Consider the following 16,216-nt stretch of genomic DNA (forward strand, 5'->3'; position numbering starts at 1 on the left):
TGGGGCGAGTGTTGGCGCTTCGGCGAGAGCTCCTCACCATAGGGCCGCAATGTCGCTCACCGGTGCCGCCTTACCCAACATTACTCAGATCGCGTTGCGAGCCCTCTAGGCGATGCACTTGCGCCGCATATCGTCACGAAGCGTTCATAAGCGGCCGTAGTGGAAGCCGACGAGCGGCCCAACTTCCGGGATGAAACCTTCAGGAGAGCCTCGTGTCAGTTGCCCTTCCGACGCCAACCCAGCTTCGCAGCGTCGCCGAACAATGCGGTCTTTCGCTGAGCGATGAAGATGTCGCCTCGTTTCGCGGCCTGATGCAGAGCTCGATCGACGCCTACAACCTCGTTGCGGCGATGCCCGATGAATTGCCGCCGGTCAAATATCCACGTACGCCGGGCTACCGACCATCGCCGGCGGAAAACCCGCGCAACGCCTGGTACCGCAAGACGAAGGTCCAGGGTGCGGCCAGCGGTAAGCTCAAGGGCAAGACGGTTGCGCTAAAGGACAACATCATGCTGGCGGGCGTGCCGATGATGAACGGCTCGGCGACCCTCGAGGGCTATGTGCCCGATTTCGACGCAACTATCGTCACGCGCATGCTCGACGCCGGCGCCGAGATCGCCGGCAAGGCGCATTGCGAGTCCTTTTGCCTCTCCGGTGGTAGCCACACCAATGCAACCGGTCCGGTGCACAACCCGCACAAGATGGGCTATTCGGCTGGCGGCTCGTCCTCGGGAAGCGGCGTTGTCGTCGCGCTCGGCGAGGTCGACATGGCGATCGGCGGCGACCAGGGCGGCTCGATCCGCATGCCGTCCTCGTTCTGCGGCACCTACGGCATGAAGCCGACCTGGGGCCTCGTCCCCTATACAGGGATCATGCCGATCGAGATTTTTATCGACCACACCGGGCCGATGACGGCAACAGTGGCCGACAATGCGCTTCTGCTGGAGGTGATCGCCGGTGACGACGGCTACGATCCACGCATCAAGGCACCGAAGGTCGAGGAATACGCCAAGGCGCTAGCTGCCGGCGTCAAGGGGATGAAGATCGGCATCCTCAAGGAAGGCTTTGAGCAGCCGAGCGCGGAGGCCGCGGTCAACGAAAGCGTGCGCGAGGCAGCCGAGCGCTTTAAGGATCTCGGTGCGAGCCTTGAAACCGTCTCGATCCCGATGCATCTCTTGGGGGCGGCGATCTGGACCCCGATCGGCACTGAGGGGGCAGTCCAGACCATGATGTTCGGCGACGGCTATGGTCTCAGCCGAGGCGATCTGTACCCGACCTCGCTGATGGATTTCCATCGCGGCTGGCGCCGGCAGGCGGACTCATTGTCCGAGACAAACAAGCTGTTCCTGCTACTCGGCGCCTACATCAACAACGCCTTTGGTCCCCGGTTTTACGGCAAGGCGCTCAACATCTCCCGCCGCTTGGCTGCGGCCTACGACAAGGCCTTCGGGACCTACGACCTGTTGCTCATGCCGACGACGCCAATGAAGGCGACGCCGCTGCCACCGGTCAATGCCAGCCGCGCCGACTATGTCGCCCGTGCGACGGAGATGTTCACCAATACCGCCCCGTTCGACATCACGCATCATCCGGCGATGTCACTGCCTTGCGGCATGGTCGATGGCTTGCCCGTCGGACTGATGCTGGTCGGCCGTTATTTCGAGGAATCGACGATCTACCGCGCTGCCTATGCCTTCGAGCAGATCGGCGACTGGAAGAAGATGTGAGAGGAAGGCACATACTGGCGGACCGGATCGCAGCCTATGGCTAACGCATTCGTCGCGGCATTCGAGATCCTAAGCTTCGGCGCGATCATCGTCCTGATCGTGCTTGGTCTCGGGATCATCGCCAGCATGATGGGCATCTTCAATTTTGCCCAAGGCGAGTTCGTGCTGCTCGGCGCCTATATCACCTACCTCAGCTATAGCCACGGGCTCCCGATCTGGGTCGGCATGGCGGCCGCACCGTTTCTGGTTGGCATGCTCGGTTTCGTGCTCGAAGGACTCATCATCCACCGTTTCTATACGGCGCCGATCGTGGCGATGCTCGGCACCTATGCGCTTGGCCTGATCATCCGCGAGACGGTGCGCGGCCTGATCGGCGGCTTCTATCTGACGGTACCGGAGCCGATCGGCGGATCCATTGACATCGGCGCGATCCATATCTCGGCCTGGCGCTTCACCATCATCGTCATCACGGTCCTGGTGATGGGTGCCTGCTATCTTCTCTTGTCGCGCACCAGCTTTGGATTGCGCGTGCGCGCCACGCTGGAAAATCCCACGCTTGCCCGCGCCTCCGGCATTTCTACTCCGTTCATCTATGGCGCCACCTTTGCCTTCGGCGCGGCGCTGGCGGGGCTCGCGGGCGCGCTTATCGTGCCGGTGTTCACTTTGTTCGCCGATCTCGGCATTCGCTTCCTGATCCAGGGCTTTGTTGCCGTCATGGTCGGCGGCGTCGGCTCCTTTATCGGGCCGGTGGCAGGCGCCGGTGTAATTGGCGCACTGAGCGCGGCGCTGCCCTGGGTCATGGCGCCCGTGGTCGCCGATGTTCTCGTTTTCGTGCTTGCCATCGCCTTCATCAAGTTCCGGCCGCAAGGCCTCATCGCTGGAAGAGGAGTTTAGTGATATGATTGCTGATCGCGTCCAACTCACATGGCGTCGTTTTCTTTCGAATGTTGCTTTCGCGGCCGGTGCGATCGCCACAGGCGCCGGCAGTTGGGTGATCCGCCCCGACTGGGCCAATGCGGCGGAAGGTCCGATCAAGGTCGGGATTGCGACCGATCTTACCGGCCCGATCGCCTACGCCGGCAACGCGGATGCCAATGTCGCCAAGATGGTGATCAAGGAGATCAACAATGCCGGCGGCATCTTGGGCCGGCCGCTCGAGCTCTACATTGAAGACACCGCCTCCAATGAATCGGTTGCGGTGGGCAACGTCCGCAAGCTGATTCAGCGCGATAAGGTGGACATGGTGCTCGGGGGCATCACGAGCTCGATGCGCAACGCGATCAAGGATCCGATCGTGGCGCGCGGCAAAACGCTCTACATCTATCCGCAGCTCTATGAAGGTAAGGAATGCACGCCATACCTGTTCTGCACTGGCCCCACACCAGCCCAGCAATGCGACGAGTTCATCCCCTGGCTGATCAAGAATGGGAGCAAGAGGTTCGCCCTTCCAGGCGCCAACTACGTCTGGCCACACACCCTGAACGCGCATGCTCGCAAGTTGATCGAGTCCAATGGCGGTGAGGTTGTGTTCGAGGAGTATTATCCACTCGACCAGGTCGATTTCTCCGCAACTGTCAACCGCATCATCTCCAATAAGGTCGACACCATCTTTAACACCGTTATTCCGCCCGGGGTCGGTCCGTTCTTTAAGCAGCTGAGCGAAGCGGGCTACCTCAAGAACGGCGGGCGGCTTTCTGCCGTGACGTACGATGAGAACATGCTCAACATTCATCAGGCCAACTAAATTGAGGGACTTACGAGTTGTCTCGACTATTTCAAGGCGGTCGCCAAAGATGATCCGGTGTCTGCCAAAATCCAGGCGGCCTATGAAACGGAGTTTCCCGGGAACTTCCTGTTTGCCGCCGGCAGTGCTGCGACCGGCACCTATCGCGGCCTGAAATTGTGGGAAGCCGCCGTCAAGGAAGCCGGGAAGATCGACCGCGAGTCGGTGGCGGCGACGCTCGACCATGCGAAGATTGTCGAGGGACCGGGCGGGCCGGCGGAGATGGTGCCGGGCAAGCGGCATTGCAAGATGAACATGTACACGGCGGTGGCAAAGGGTGGGAAGTATGAAATCATCCGACGCAGCAACGGTCTCGTCGATCCCAAGGAATGCTGAGGCGGAATGCTGAAGGCGATGAGCGCGGTAAGAGAGGCCATCGACGCCAACATTGGCGACGAAGTTGACGTCACGATGGCTGCAGGCGAATCTGCGGGACGAGCTGGCCCTGGCAGAAAAGTTTTGCTCATCATCGAAGGGCTGGTTCTAATCGCAGCATTAGTCATGCCGCTGGTGCTGCAGGACTATCTCACGGTGTTCGCAACCCGCGTCGTGATTCTGGCGCTCTTCGCCCTCTCGTTCGATCTGGTGTGGGGCTATGCCGGCATCATGAGCTTCGGCCAGGCCCTGTTCTTCGGCTCGGCCGGGTACGGTGTAGCGCTCTTGGCACGCGACCTCGACATCACTTCGGTTTTCCTGGTGCTGCCGGCGGGAACGCTGATCGGCCTTGCCTTCGCGCTTCTGCTCGGCGGCTTCCTGCTGCTCGGCCGGCATCCCTCGAGCGTGATCTTTGTCGCGCTCGGTACCTTGACGGGCTCCTACGCCGCTGACCGCCTCGCACGCGGCTGGTACTATCTCGGCGGTCAGAACGGCATTCCCTCGATTGCGCCGATGACGTTCGGCTCCTACGAATTTTCGGAGGGGCCCGTCTATTACTATCTGGCGCTCGGCCTCCTCGTCGTCGTCTACCTCCTCTGCCGGTTCCTGGTGCGCTCGCAGTTCGGCCTTGCGCTCGCAGGTTTGCGCGAAAACGAGCAGCGCATCGCCTTCTTCGGCTACAAGACACAGCATCTCAAGGCCATCGTGTTCACGGTTGGCGGCGCCATCGCAGGGCTTGCCGGCAGCCTCTACGCCTTTCACGAGGGGTTCGTGTGGCCCAACATGGTCGGCGTGGTGGTCTCGACCCAGGTCGTGCTCTACGTGCTGTTTGGCGGCTCTGGCACGCTGATCGGCGCCGTCATCGGCACGGCCATCGTCGAAGCCGTCAGCTTCTGGCTGTCGGGCAACTATCGCGACATCTGGCCGATCATTCTCGGCGTCCTGCTGCTGCTCGTCATTCTGTTCCGGCCGCTCGGCCTGATCAGCGTCGTGCTCGGAGAGCGCGAGCGGGTCGGCAGCTTCGGCGCCAAACCCAAGGAGAAGCGCAATGCCGCTTCTTGAGGCCGCGGGGATCACCAAGATCTTCGGCAAGCTCACCGCGCTTGACGGTGCGGCGCTGACCGTGGGTCAAAACGAATTCCACGGCCTGATCGGTCCGAACGGCTCGGGCAAGAGCACGCTGATGAAATGCATCGCGGGTGCCGAAGTGCCGACGCAAGGCAAGATCAGCTTCGTCAACACCGACATCACTGCGTCCACGTCGACCGAGCGGGCGCGGGCCGGCATGAGCCTGAAATTCCAGATCACCTCGGTGCTCCCGACGCTGACCCTCTACGACAACGTCCTGCTCGCGCTGCAGGCGCAGTCCTCGCTGTTCGATCTCGTGTTCTCCCGGACCCGAGGACGTCTGCACGACCAGATCATGACGATGCTTTCTCAGTTTCGCCTCGCCGACCGCGCCTTTGATGCGGCGGCGACGCTGTCGCACGGCCAGCAGCAATGGCTGGAGATCGCGATGGCGCTTGCAGGCCGACCGCGACTGTTGCTGCTGGACGAGCCCACCGGCGGCATGAGCCTGGAGGAGCGCCGCGTCACCGGGGAGCTTCTGCAGCCGATCAAGAAGCACTGTTCGCTCGTCATCGTCGAGCATGATCTTGATTTCATCCGCGACATCTGCGACCGGCTCACCGTGCTCGACCAGGGTAAGGTGCTTGCGTCCGGCACCGTGGCGGACATCCAGGCCAACAGAAACGTCCAGGAGATTTACTTGCGCCGTGCCTGAGTTTCTCGACATCAAGCATCTTGACGCCGGCTATGGCCGCAGCCAGGTTCTGTTCGACGTCACCCTCGGCATTTCCTGGCGCGGCGGCGTCGCCGTGCTCGGCCGCAACGGCGCGGGAAAGACCACGCTGATGAAGACCATCGTGGGCGAACTGCCGGCGTGGAAGGGGGAGGTGACCTTCGATGGACGCGACATCAGCCGCCGCCGCACCGAGCAGCGGGTGCGGGCAGGCATCGGCTACGTGCCGCAGGAGCATTCGGTGTTTGCGCGCCTGTCGGTGCGCGACAATCTTGCGGTGGGCTCGCTGTTCAACAGCGATGCGCAGACCGTCGAGCGCGTGCTGACGATCTTCCCGAAGCTCGGCCAGCGACTCGACCAGGCGGCCGGCACGCTCTCCGGCGGCGAGCGCAAGATGCTCGCCATCGGTCGTGCGATGCTCGGCAATCCCAAACTGTTGTTGCTGGACGAGCCGACCGAGGGCGTTTGGATCGGCGTGATCGAGGAGATCACCGAGCGTCTGATCGAGCTCGCAAAGGAGATCGCCGTCGTCATCGTCGAGCAGCATCTCGATCTCGCCCTCCGCGTCGCCGACTACGCCTATGTGCTCGATCGCGGCCGCATCGCACTGCAGGGCGCGGCCGGCGATGTTCGTGGCAATCCCGAGCTGCTGCGGTATCTCGCGCCATAGGTTGTGCCGCAGTATCAGTTCTATACTGAGTTTGGAAACATTTGACGACTCTTAATCAGCGGGTCCCAGGTTCGAGCCCTGGTGCGCCCACCAAAAATCCTTTCGCAAAATAAAGCATCTAGCGTCTCACTCGCCAAGCACAGAGTGAGAACGTTTAGACGCTTTTTGACGCCATTTAGACGCTCTCGTGCGACAAACGTTCTCCCGAGTAACCGAGCCCATCTTTCTGAGCAGCCGCTTCCAGGTTGCGCATCGTCCCTCAAACAAGACAACCTATGCAATCATTGCCTGCAGCGCGGACCTCAGCTTTGCGTGGCCTTGCTTGCACTGCATGAGTGACGACAACTTCTTGTATCGGAAGCGAGAACGCGTCTAGATAATTGGGCTCGATGCCTTTCCCTGTTATCCCGATCCGAACGAACCCGCACCATGTTCTTTTTTGCACGCAACCATGTTTCGGAGCATTCCACTTAGATAGGGACATGGCTTACGCAAGGTTTGGATGCATTCTGCCCAGGAAGCAAAGTTCACCACGACACCACTTTAACTAATGCTGAAACCGTGGTTGTCCTCCAAATGCCTGATAACTTTGTCCAGGGCCCGCATTATCAGTAGCTGGTTCGCTCCGAACGCATAGTATCCGGTAATCGCTACCTCAGCGGATAGCGAACTATCTACATTCTTCCGCTTTATTTTGTCGCCGTTCGAGTCGATGAATGTGATCGGAAAGTGACGGCCTTCCCCTTCAAAGACCTCGTTAGGTCCCCATTTTTGCGTTTTTGCGTTGTAGCACTCCCGACCGATGATCCTCTCTATCTCTAAGAGCAGGCGAAGGCGTCTTTTCGTAATCTTTTTCAATTGCTTCCCGTGCACAATCACAAGCGCGGACCCTAGACTGCGTACTGCCGCCTTAGTCAATCATCCGACAGCAGCAGGTTCCGCGATGCAAGTTCGGCGGCCCCGTTCCGCCGGCCGCCAACGTGCGGGTTAAGATTCAGACGTTCTCGGTCCATGAAAGCGCCGCGTTCACCAACGTGTTGCCGTCGAGCATTGCCTCAAGCTTGCGGGCAGCGCTCTCAGCCATCCGCGCCTGCAGGAAGACCCCGTCGGCCCAGACGTAGACATAACGCCGCGCCGACAAGTCGCGCTTCTGCCAGCGCTCGTACTCGCTCTGCCATTGGCTCTTCAAGCCTGAGATCACCGAAGGCGACAGGTTCGGCGTATCCTTGCCGAGCAGCGCCAACAGCGCTTCCTGGAAATCGCCGCTCGAGATGCCGCGCAAATAGAGGATCGGCAGCATGGCATCCAGGCTCGTCGTCCGCCGCGCTCACAGCGGCAGGATTGCCGAGGTGAAGCGAATCCGATCAGCTCCAGTCGCACCGCGGTCCCTGACCTTGGGCCGCGCGACCTCGATCGCGCCGATCCCCGTAGCGATCTCGCGTGCAGGGCCAAAGCCGTGCCGCACCACCCTGGCACGGCCGTCCGGCAGCTTCAGCTCCGCGGTAGTCTCCAGAAATGCCTGCAGCTCAATCTCGACAGCCCGGGCGAGCAGCTCTCGGGCGCCGTTGCGCAGAATTTCTGTCAGTGGATCGTCAACCGCAGATGGCTGGCGGAAGGGGCAGGATGTTGGTAGTCTCGTCCATGGCGTATCGCTCTCCTCGAGAGGTTCTGGCAGGCTCGACACCCGCCTCGATACGCCGCCTCTCTCAACCCGTCATCACGCCACTTTCCCGCATAGCTCATGGCAAACTGCCAAACGTTGTATTGCTCGTTGCACAGACCTACTATAGTTGACGATCGCTCGCGGATATCAGTCAACGATGGATTGCAGTTTCGCAGAAAGCACTGCAAACTCTACTTGGCTAATCAATCTGACGTCCGGGGCCATCGCCAGGCGGGTGGTCATTCGACGCCAGACATTCAGAGCTACAGGTTGCAACACATGCTCAACTTCACACGCGGCCTTAACAAAAAGCCTGTGGCAAGCGAGTTGTTGCAGAAGGCGTTGTTGAAAGTGGATAGTGTCAGCGGAGAGTGTTTTTTCGGCTACCCTCTTGTCGCTACTCCAGACGGAAAATATTCGATCGACGCGACGATGGTGAGTCCTCAAAAGGGAATCGTCTTGTTCGATTTGGTAGAAGGTCCCAATATCGGTGACTACGCCGCTCGACAAGACGATCTCGCAAACAAGATTGAGGCGCGCCTCAAATTGCATCGCGAGCTTGTCAAAGGCCGCAGCCTTCAAGTCCCCCTGACTGTAGTCACCTATGCGCCAGGATTGCCGGACCCTCGGCGGCCGGCTGAAGACCGTTACCCTCTAGCGACGGACCAGACCCTCGCCGCAGTTCTAGCCGAGATTGATTGGCAAGGCGGAGACGACAATCTCTATCGTATGACTTTGTCGGCCATCGAGAGTCTTTCGTCAATTCGTAAGAGTCGGTCGAAGAGAGAAGTAACAAAGGCGGATTCGCGCGGAGCCAAGCTTAAGCAGCTCGAAGACAGCATTGCGACGCTGGATCATAGACAGAACCGAGCCGTGATTGAAACCGTGGAGGGCGTCCAACGAATTAGGGGGCTGGCTGGCTCTGGAAAAACTATCGTCCTCGCGCTTAAGGCGGCGTATCTTCACAGCCAACATCCTGAGTGGCGTATTGCGGTCACCTTCCACACGAGAGCACTTAAAGGTCAATTCAGAAGACTGATCAATAATTTCTGTGTCGAACAGAGTGGCGAAGAACCGGATTGGACAAAAATCCGCATTGTAAATGCCTGGGGCGCTCCGGGAGGCGTCGACCGGGATGGCATTTACTATGAATACTGTAGATCCGCGGGACAGGAGTTTTTGGATTTAAGAAGCGCCAGTCGACGCTTTGGAGGCAATGACAAGGCGTTCGAGGGCGCATGCCAAGCCGCCTTGGCGGCTCCTCCACATCCTCCTCAACTTTACGATGCGATACTTGTAGACGAGGCGCAAGACTTTGCGCCGAGTTTTCTGAGGCTTTGCTACGCAATGCTTCGCGAGCCGAAGCGCCTTGTCTATGCGTATGACGAATTACAGAACCTTTCTGGAGTCTCCCTTCCTCCGCCGGAGGAAATCTTTGGCAATGACATTGATGGTCATCCGCTTGTCACTTTGGGCGACGACTCTCGGCGCGATATAATTTTGCAGAAGTGCTACCGTAATTCTCGTCCAGTTTTGGTGTCAGCGCATGCGTTAGGTTTTGGAATCTATCGACAACCACCGAAGGCTGGCGACATCGGACTGGTGCAGATGTTTGAGCAGCCCGCTCTGTGGCACGAGATTGGGTATCGAATTGACGCTGGCGAATTAGCCAAAGGCAGTCCAGTAGTCCTTGAACGAACTACTGAAACGAGCCCATTGTTCCTCGAAAATCATTCACCAATAGACGATCTGGTGCAGTTTCGTGCGTTTAAGAGCGAGACAGCGCAGAACGACTGGTTGGTCGATCAGATACGGTCAAACCTGGAGCGCGATGAGCTTAGACACGACGACATCATTGTGATTCATCCGGATCCTATTTCTGCAAGAGACCGATTGGGCCCCATACGTCGAGAGTTATTTGCGGCTGGAATACAAACTCACTTGGCGGGAGTGGACACTGAAGCAGATGTATTCTTCCGTACCGAGACGCCCTCCGTTACGTTCACCGGGATCTATCGCGCGAAGGGAAATGAAGCGGGGATGGTGTATGTTGTTAATGCTCAAGACTGCGATGGAGCTGGTGCCGGGCTCGCTAGCCTACGCAACCGGCTATTTACTGCCATTACGCGGAGCAAGGCATGGGTAAGGGTCGTCGGCCACGGTCTGAGGATGAACAATCTTATCAACGAATTTTCCACATTGAAGGCCAAGCAATTCAAGTTGGACTTTGTTTACCCAACCGATCAGGTCTTGGGCAAGTTACGGATAGTCCATCGCGACTTGTCGCCGCACGAGAAATCGCGACTTGATCGAAAGAAAGGCCAAGCTAGTGAACTTGTTGAAGCCCTCGAAAGAGGCGAGCTCGTCCCAGATGATTTGGATGAGGAGACGAGGAGCAAGCTATTGAAGCTGCTTGGAGCGGCAAAATGACCGCACCGAAGCGAGCACTGCTGGTAAAGAAGGATCTAGATGGGCTCATCGCGAGCGTCATCGAGCGTGGTATAGGCGACGATTTCAATTTTTCCGTCTTGAGGCGGACAGGCTCGTCCTGGGAAGTAACATACGGCGGAGCTGAGCATGTTTCGATTGCTCTCGGAGACATCGAATATTCAGACATTCACCGGGAGCTAAGCGAAAAGAGATCCTATAATGCAAAGTTTCTCGATGGAGGTTTGCTCCAGCTCATGTATCGCTTCGAGGATGAGCGTCTACTTCAACATCGGCTCGCGTACTACCCCTCACCGGACCTTCGTCCTTTCCAGGATGATCCAGAGGCATACATGAGGGACGAGCTGTACATTGACATAGTCTCCAGACGAATTGTCCCGTTCCCACTGCGATTCGACTTTGACGATCGGGAAGGAGCCCACAAGGACGGAGCACATCCTAAGAGTCATCTTACGCTTGGCGATATTAAAGATTGTAGAGTGCCGGTTACATCGCCGTTGACTCCACGCTGGTTCGTGGAGTTTGTTCTCAGAAATTTCTACCAAACTGAAGAGCATAATTTCGTCACTGCTCTTCCTAAGCACTTATTTCATTTCGAAGAGTCGATATCCGCAAAGGAACGAACTCTCATTCACTTTTGTGTCCCCGCCCAAGCGTAAGTTGGATTGCTGGGCGTAACATTCCAAACCCTGCGGCGGGCGCGCCGCTTGCGGACGGTGAGCCCTTCTTCGCGATAAAGCCGGTAGATCCGGTTGATCCCCGACGGCTCACCCTCCCGTCGCAGCAGGACGAACAGCCGACGGTAGCCGAAACGCCGCCGCTCATTGGCGAGCTCACGCAGCCGGCCGCGCAGAGCCGTCTCCGGAGGGCGGCTGGGACGATAGCGGATCATTTTCCGATCCGCGCCCACGATCGAGCAGGCCCGCCGTTCCGACAGGCTCATGACGGCCTGCAGATGCGCGACCGCAGCGCGCTTGGCGGCGGGCCCTACCATTTTTTTGAAAGCAGCTCGCGAAGCGCTGCCGCATCGAGCATCTGCTCGGCCAGAAGCTTCTTCAGCTTCGCGTTCTCCTCTTCCAAGGCCTTCAGCCGCCTCGCCTCGGCAACGTCCATGCCGCCGAACTTGGCCTTCCAATTGTAGATCGTCGCTTCGGAGATCCCATGCTTGCGAGCCAGGTCAGCCGTCTTCGCCCCAGCCTCATGCTCCTTCAATATCGCGATAATCTGCTTCTGTATTCGGTCGGCTTCTGTCAAGCCCCTTAGAACACGCGCCGCGGGTACCTTGCTTCTGTTCGTGGTCGGTAAAGCCGCCACATGATGGGATTCGGTGGATGGTCGGTTCAAGCTCTTCGGCGTAGTCGCCCACCTTTGGGGTGGGACGCCACGACAGATCATACGAACTCGACCATCCCAACGCCCTGCGACGGGCGTCTGAGGGCAATGGCGCTTCTACGCCGCCGCCGTCCATCGGAATTCGGTTCTATCGACCCACATTCGGTGGAGGACGACAGCCATCTTTCTGGCCAACGCGACCTTCGCGCGCTTGCTCCCTTGCCGGTGTGCAACCCGCACGGCCCAAGCCTTCATCGGGGACCATCGAGTCGATGGTCTGAGAACGACATTAGCGGCCTCGAACAAGGCGGTGCGCGTCTCCGGGTCTCCGACTTTTGTGATCCGCCCAATCCGATCAATCTCGCCCGATTGATATCGACGGGGCGTCAAACCGAGATAGGCGCCCACGGATTGAGAGTGCACGAACCTTCTGGGATCATCGATGGTGGATCGGAAGGTCAGCGCAGAGACTGGTCCAATGCCGGGCATTGTCATCAAGAGTCGACACGCGGGGTCGCTACGCACGGTCTTCAGAACAAGACGATGCAGCCGGAGATATTCGCGCATCAGCGCTCCGCGTGCGGCAATAAGTGGATCGATGATCATCTGCAGTATGACGTCATTGGTGACTAATTCGCGCACTCGCGTCGCAAACAGATTCCGTGAGACGGTCCCAACTTTAAGGCCCAAAGGCCGCAGGAGGCCTCTGATGACTTGCTCTGCAGCAGCGATTGAGCGGATGACATGCTTGCGAGCCGCTGCCAGTGTTCGCGCCCTTTGGCTCCCGATACTCTTGATGTGGACCGGCTTGAACCAGCCCGTTCTCACCAACTGCGCGATCCCACGCGCGTCGTTCCGATCGGTCTTCACTGGCATAGCTGAAAGTGCTGCCTTGACCTGGCGGGCTTCCAAACTAACGGCCGGCAGCCCCAGTGCGATTAGATTCGCGGTCAGCCATTCTGAGGTCGGCCCTGCCTCCAGGCCCACCCGCTCAACCTGACCAGTCGATGGTGCGAGGTACCGTAGAATCGATGGCGCATCTGCCGACGTCGTTCCCTCCTGAAACAGCCGTCCGGTCTCATCGACCGCGCATATTGCAACGGAATTCAGGGAAACATCCAGGCCGACGTAGATCATGATTTTCCTCCTTTGATGGAATGGGTCCATGATCGTCAGTCAAAAACGGGAACTCAGCAAATAGGTCAGGCGATCGGGACCGAATACCCCATCTCTTCCGTGAACCTTGCTCGCTTCATCCGTCCGTCCTTCTTCAGGCCGGACTCTAACTCCATCTGGAGGAAATACGCAGTGGCAGGTCAGGAGCGGCATCATATTTAGCGCTCGGTGGTTCGCGTCGTAGCCCGAAGCAACCACTCCTCCGCATACAGTCACCGCCGCGGGCGCCGATCTGGCGGGCGCCTTTAATGCCAAGGCAATCATAGGCTTCACTGCAAGTGGGACCAGCGCTGCGCGGATCGCGCGTAAGCGGCCGCCTGCCGAATCTTACTCGTCCACCAAATGAGAAATGAGAGGGACGCGCGATGCCTGTGCCTATCGCGGAAAGATGATGGCCCGCCACACCGGCGGAGGACGACTGCAGCTTTTCGGGCGCTTGTGCGCAGCGTCATGTCCACTGAAGCGACCACAGCAAGGCTTCGAGGTCGAGGTGAAAGGTCCCGCGCTGTTAGCTGGGGAGCTGTTTACGTAGGCCCGCTGTAGTAGCGGGCCATGTGTGGAAACGAAGGCACTTCATCGCGATAGCCAATATCGCAGAAGCCCTGTTCTCCTCGGGCCAAGGAGATACCAACAGGTTGATCGAGAAGTTCGACTTCAGCAGACATCGTGGTCCGCAAGCTAGCGCGGCGCGCAGTGCCGGGACAGATTGTCCCGACACATTGCCTCGCTCCTTGATCGTCCACCTCTACCCCTCTTACAAGCGCTTGGTGCCACATGGGAGATTGCCGAGCCGAAGCATCGCTTAGGAGTATTCTGCTGCGACTCAAGGCGTCGGTCGCCTTGATCTATGAGCGGCCAGCGTGCCTTTCGGCGGTTCGAAAGTTGGCTCGGCGGACGCAACGCGCGCTGCTGTCCGAAAACCAACCACGCCCGATGTCTGAAATACACCAAATTGCTCACGAACGCGACACTCGGCCACAAAACCGCGACCGGATTCCTCTGGTTTGCCCTGGCCCGGATCCTGCTCCGCGCTCCGGACGAAGTCGACAGAATAGGGGACGCGTTTATGCGCATCTGCGGTATCAAACTGACGCATGACGGAGCGATCGCCCTTGTCGAAGACGGACGACTTGTCTTTTGTGTCGAGCAGGAAAAGCGGGGCAACAATCCGCGGTATCAAGCCATTGAAAATCTCGATGAAATTGTCGCCGCTTTGGCGGAGCACGGTATGGATTCGGGGGATGTTGATCAGTTCGTCATCGACGGCTGGATGGGGGATGTAGAGTCGCAGTTCGAGGTCCTCAGTGGTGCGGCGCCTATCACTCTCAAAGGGGGACCGTATCTGGAACGCCGTGCCGATGGCCTCCTCATTCCGCGCGACGGCTTTGGCCTGATGCTCGATGGCAGGGTCTTCCCTTATACTAGCTATCCGCACGTCACAGGTCATGTGGCCTCCGCATACTGCACCAGCCCTTTTGCCAAAGCCGGACAGCCCGCGTTCTGCTTGGTGTGGGATGGTAGCACCTTTCCACGTCTCTATTATGTAGAGCGCCGCGGCGCCCGGTTCCTCGAATGCCTGTTCCCGATGACAGGTCATGCCTATGCGTCTGCGGGCCATCACTTCGGACCGTATAAGCGGGCGGACCGCACCGAGTGGGACCTGGGTGTTGCCGGCAAGCTGATGGCCTACATCGCACTCGGGTCTGTTGACGAAGATATCGTGGCGGTGTTTCAAGAGCTTTACGAGGAGCGCTTTGCGGCCGATACTGAGGTTGCCCGACGATACAGCGCGGCAGCCTCGCGTGGGTCTGTGCAAGACCACTTCGACTTGCGTGCGGCTGTGCATGACTTCTTCGATGCCACCGCGCTCCGATTGAAGGCCAGTCGACCGGAAGATGTACTTGCGTCGTTTCATTGCTTCGTCGAGCGTCTGCTCGTCTGCAAAATGGCGATTGTCTTGCGCCGGCATTCGTGTGTTCCGGGACCGCGGAATTTGTGTATAACCGGTGGTTGCGGTCTCAACATCAAATGGAACAGTGCAGTACGTGCGACCGGGCTCTTCGATGCTGTCTGGGTGCCGCCCGTTCCCAATGACAGCGGCTCTGCGATCGGTGCCGCTTGCTGCGCAATGGCAGCGCAGAAAGGCTTCATAGCGCTGGAATGGTCGGTCTACAGTGGCCCGGCCCTGCGACGCAGTGAAGCGCCGCCCGAATGGGAGGGCGCGCCGTGCGAATTGCGCGAACTTGCGACGATTCTCGCCAGCAATAAGCCCGTGATTTTTCTTGCTGGGCGCGCCGAGCTCGGACCACGGGCATTGGGTAGCAGCCGCGACATCGGCCGGAATGAAGGACTATCTCAACGACATCAAACTTCGCGAGCACTTCCGGCCAGTGGCGCCGATATGCCTAGAGGATCGTGCGCCGGACTTTTTCAGCCCCGGCACACCAGATCCTTACATGCTGTTCGATCATCAGACACGGGCGGAATGGCGGGACAAAATCCCCGCCGTTGTACATCTAGACGGATCTGCCCGATTGCAAACTATTTCCAGAACGTCTCAGCACAAAGTGGCCGAGCTTCTCGTCGAATACGAGAAACTGACGGGCATTCCGCTTCTTTGCAACACGAGTGCCAACCACCATGGACGTGGCTTCTTCCCGGATGTCGCAGCAGCCTGCCAGTGGGGACGCGTTGAAAACGTATGGTGCGATGGCCGGCTGTGGACCAAGAAGGCTTACAGCTGAACTATCGCTGGCCGACAAGTCTTTCAAAAATGCTTCCACGCACCATGTGCTGGCAGATGGCACCGATGAAGCGCACTGCGGGCCATTGCCAGGCTTGAAACTCCGGAAGTATGCAGCCGCTCCGCTGAAGTAGGGAGGCGGCCGCGCAGGAGGCTTTCAAAAATTCAAAGAGCCTTACGGTGGTCGAGGGCGTCAGGAACGACGAGGAGTTTTCGGGCATAGGACCCCCTTCGAGGCGTCATCGAATAGACGCGATCAGTCTCCACCGCTGGTGCGCGAGCATGCCAAGGCTATGTTGGCCCTCTCGCGGTGCTGCAGTTGAAGGCGGCCGGTGAACCGCAATGCGTTCTCGACGTCATACTCGACATCACCGAAGAACATGACTTGCTGCAAACCTTAAGGTTGACGCGAAGCGCTACAGCGCTCTGGCTCAGATCGCAGGTGGGTCGCTATGGATCGGCAGTTCCGATGGTCGCGTCGCCGCGCTCGCGAACGCG

8 protein-coding genes and 4 pseudogenes are annotated in these 16,216 nt (G+C 58.9%); 9 read left to right on the forward strand and 3 right to left on the reverse strand.

Going from position 1 to position 16,216, the window contains the following annotated elements; translation table 11 throughout:
* Positions 1 to 212: 212 nt before the first annotated feature.
* The 6 genes and pseudogenes from ACVJGD_RS40785 to ACVJGD_RS40810 all read left to right on the forward strand — a co-directional run bounded on the left by ACVJGD_RS40785 (position 213) and on the right by ACVJGD_RS40810 (position 6,356).
* Positions 213 to 1,727 carry an amidase gene (locus ACVJGD_RS40785; RefSeq protein WP_456639405.1) on the forward strand — a complete coding sequence of 505 codons (1,515 nt, stop codon included), beginning with the start codon at positions 213 to 215 and terminating at the stop codon, positions 1,725 to 1,727.
* A gap of 36 nt (positions 1,728 to 1,763) precedes the next feature.
* Positions 1,764 to 2,621 carry a branched-chain amino acid ABC transporter permease gene (locus tag ACVJGD_RS40790; RefSeq protein ID WP_456639406.1) on the forward strand — a complete coding sequence of 286 codons (858 nt, stop codon included), beginning with the start codon at positions 1,764 to 1,766 and terminating at the stop codon, positions 2,619 to 2,621.
* A 7-nt stretch (positions 2,622 to 2,628) separates the two neighbouring features.
* Positions 2,629 to 3,846: pseudogene (locus ACVJGD_RS40795) on the forward strand (substrate-binding protein).
* A 6-nt stretch (positions 3,847 to 3,852) separates the two neighbouring features.
* A complete protein-coding gene (locus ACVJGD_RS40800) occupies positions 3,853 to 4,947 on the forward strand; it encodes a branched-chain amino acid ABC transporter permease (protein WP_456639407.1) in 1,095 nt (364 codons plus the stop codon).
* Positions 4,934 to 5,668, forward strand: a complete 735-nt coding sequence (locus ACVJGD_RS40805; protein ID WP_456639408.1) for an ABC transporter ATP-binding protein — start codon at positions 4,934 to 4,936, stop codon at positions 5,666 to 5,668. The genes ACVJGD_RS40800 and ACVJGD_RS40805 overlap by 14 nt, the downstream gene beginning before the upstream one ends.
* A complete protein-coding gene (locus ACVJGD_RS40810; RefSeq protein ID WP_456639409.1) occupies positions 5,661 to 6,356 on the forward strand; it encodes an ABC transporter ATP-binding protein in 696 nt (231 codons plus the stop codon). Before ACVJGD_RS40805 ends, ACVJGD_RS40810 begins: the two co-directional genes overlap by 8 nt.
* 1,069 nt (positions 6,357 to 7,425) lie before the next feature.
* Here the strand turns inward: ACVJGD_RS40810 and ACVJGD_RS40815 are convergent.
* Positions 7,426 to 7,999: pseudogene (locus tag ACVJGD_RS40815) on the reverse strand (transposase); the annotation flags it as partial.
* 299 nt (positions 8,000 to 8,298) lie between these two features.
* Here ACVJGD_RS40815 and ACVJGD_RS40820 point away from each other — a divergent pair.
* Positions 8,299 to 10,449, forward strand: a complete 2,151-nt coding sequence (locus ACVJGD_RS40820; protein ID WP_456639410.1) for a DEAD/DEAH box helicase — start codon at positions 8,299 to 8,301, stop codon at positions 10,447 to 10,449.
* Entirely contained in the window at positions 10,446 to 11,126 is a 681-nt protein-coding gene (locus tag ACVJGD_RS40825) for a DUF2290 domain-containing protein (RefSeq protein WP_456639411.1), read from the forward strand. Before ACVJGD_RS40820 ends, ACVJGD_RS40825 begins: the two co-directional genes overlap by 4 nt.
* Before the next feature lie 29 nt (positions 11,127 to 11,155).
* On the opposite strand, the pseudogene ACVJGD_RS40830 reads toward ACVJGD_RS40825, so the two are convergent.
* Both ACVJGD_RS40830 and ACVJGD_RS40835 read right to left on the reverse strand, forming a co-directional pair.
* Positions 11,156 to 11,721 (reverse strand): annotated as a pseudogene (locus ACVJGD_RS40830) (transposase); the annotation flags it as partial.
* A 195-nt stretch (positions 11,722 to 11,916) separates the two neighbouring features.
* Positions 11,917 to 12,936, reverse strand: coding sequence for an IS110 family RNA-guided transposase (locus ACVJGD_RS40835; protein ID WP_456639412.1), 1,020 nt, complete (start codon positions 12,934 to 12,936; stop codon positions 11,917 to 11,919).
* A 1,105-nt stretch (positions 12,937 to 14,041) separates the two neighbouring features.
* On the opposite strand from ACVJGD_RS40835, the pseudogene nodU reads away from it, so the two are divergent.
* A pseudogene (nodU, locus tag ACVJGD_RS40840) lies at positions 14,042 to 15,719 on the forward strand (nodulation protein NodU).
* Positions 15,720 to 16,216 lie beyond the last annotated feature (497 nt).

This window comes from Bradyrhizobium sp. USDA 10063, from assembly GCF_054063735.1.

What these genes read in the sequence shown, in the direction of transcription:
- ACVJGD_RS40790 (WP_456639406.1), top strand. Translation starts at nt 1,764, where the DNA reads ATGGCTAACGCATTCGTCGCGGCATTCGAGATCCTAAGCTTCGGCGCG.
- ACVJGD_RS40820 (WP_456639410.1), top strand. Translation starts at nt 8,299, where the DNA reads ATGCTCAACTTCACACGCGGCCTTAACAAAAAGCCTGTGGCAAGCGAG.
- ACVJGD_RS40805 (WP_456639408.1), top strand. Translation starts at nt 4,934, where the DNA reads ATGCCGCTTCTTGAGGCCGCGGGGATCACCAAGATCTTCGGCAAGCTC.
- ACVJGD_RS40825 (WP_456639411.1), top strand. Translation starts at nt 10,446, where the DNA reads ATGACCGCACCGAAGCGAGCACTGCTGGTAAAGAAGGATCTAGATGGG.
- ACVJGD_RS40835 (WP_456639412.1), bottom strand. Translation starts at nt 12,936, where the DNA reads ATGATCTACGTCGGCCTGGATGTTTCCCTGAATTCCGTTGCAATATGC.
- ACVJGD_RS40800 (WP_456639407.1), top strand. Translation starts at nt 3,853, where the DNA reads ATGCTGAAGGCGATGAGCGCGGTAAGAGAGGCCATCGACGCCAACATT.